Raw genomic sequence first — 1,445 nt, forward strand, 5'->3', positions numbered from 1 at the left:
CATCCGGGCTTCTGTAACGGGCCTTGGTTAGTCAATCCCTTTTTGCGTCATCCACTCGCTGGGCACTTGCTTCTGTACGGGATCGGCGCGGTGGCCGTCACCTGATGGGGGGCATGAGGAGCCGGCCGGCCAATCTACGGATTGCGTGGTTGTGGGCCACTTCCCGGATGGCGGCCTGACCGGATCCGTCGTCCCAGCGGAGGGACTTCGCTCGGGGAGAGCCTGGTGTGGGGCCCGCCCAGAACCGATTGCTGCTCCTGGCTAGATGGCCTTGGCCATCGGGTTGAACGGTTTGGCGTCGGCGAGCATGCGATGCAGGATCACGGCGAGCTTGCGCGCCAACGCCACCTTGGCCTTGCGCATGCCTGCGCGCTTGCTGATGCGCATCGCCCAGCTCTTCAATGCCGAGCAATTCTTGACCGGTTTGGTCAACATGACGTGAGCTGCCTGATAGAGCGCCTCGCGCACGGAGGCATCGCCGATCTTGCTGATGCGGCCAGTGTAGTTGGTCTCACCGGACTGGTACTTTTTCGGGGTGAGGCCAAAATGCGCTCCCGTGGCCTTCGAGGACCGGAAGCGCTTCGGGTCGTCGATTGCCGCGGCATAGGTGAGCGCCACGATCGGTCCAACGGACGGCGTTGTCATCAGGAGCTTGGCGGATGGATGCGCCCTGGCGAGCTTCTGGGTGTGCTTGTCCAGGCCCTTGAACTCCCGTAGCAGCACGGCATGGGCTTGGAGCAGCGCCGCCGCTACCAATTCCAGTCCGGGATGGCCAGTCACGAGCTCCCGGATGCGTCCGGCGAAGGTGCGCTCGGTGGTCGCGCCGACCTTCAGGCCAAAACCGCGAAGCACGCCGCGCAGGCTGTTCTCGACATCGCGCAGCTTGGATTGCAGCAGCTTGCGTGCTGTCAGGACGGCACGGGTCTCCTGCGCCGCCACCGACTTGCAGTGCACCGGTCGGAACCAGCCGAGCCGCATCAACTGCGCGATCCTGCGGGCATCGTTGCGATCCGTCTTCACCGGCATCGACTTGAAGGCTTCCCGAACGTGCCGCGTCTCCAGAAGCTCGACCGCAAGCCCTACGTCTCGCAGACCCGCATACAGCCATTGCGACAAGGGTCCTGCTTCCAGCCCGATCCGTTCCGGCAGTTGCCCCTGCGATCGGAACCACGCAACCAGCGCCTCCGGCTCACTCGCAACCTTCGTCTCGCGCAAAATCTTGCCCGAACCATCGACAAGGCAAACGCTCGAGCATTCCAAAGACACGTCAATTCCTGCATACTGATCCATGGTCGTCCCTTAATGATGCTTGGAGCGGGCTTGCCCGACTCCGTTGAACACCATCAGTTTGAGGGACGACCGCCTTCCAACCAACAGGCCGCTCGCGAGCGCGCTTCCAAATCGCGCCGTAGCGAGCGGGCGGCCGGCCCGTTACCCCATCTACG

1 protein-coding gene is annotated in these 1,445 nt (G+C 63.5%); it reads right to left on the reverse strand.

Features of this window, described 5'->3' with window-relative positions; all coding sequences use genetic code 11:
- Window positions 1-261 precede the first annotated feature (261 nt).
- The gene (locus IVA81_RS40185) at window positions 262-1,290 is read right to left on the reverse strand and encodes an IS110 family transposase (RefSeq protein ID WP_247330381.1); all 1,029 of its coding nucleotides are present in this window, start codon (window positions 1,288-1,290) and stop codon (window positions 262-264) included.
- Window positions 1,291-1,445 lie beyond the last annotated feature (155 nt).

It is taken from the genome of Bradyrhizobium sp. 141 (assembly GCF_023074055.1).
GTDB lineage: Bacteria > Pseudomonadota > Alphaproteobacteria > Rhizobiales > Xanthobacteraceae > Bradyrhizobium.

What these genes read in the sequence shown, in the direction of transcription:
- IVA81_RS40185 (WP_247330381.1), bottom strand. Translation starts at nt 1,290, where the DNA reads ATGGATCAGTATGCAGGAATTGACGTGTCTTTGGAATGCTCGAGCGTT.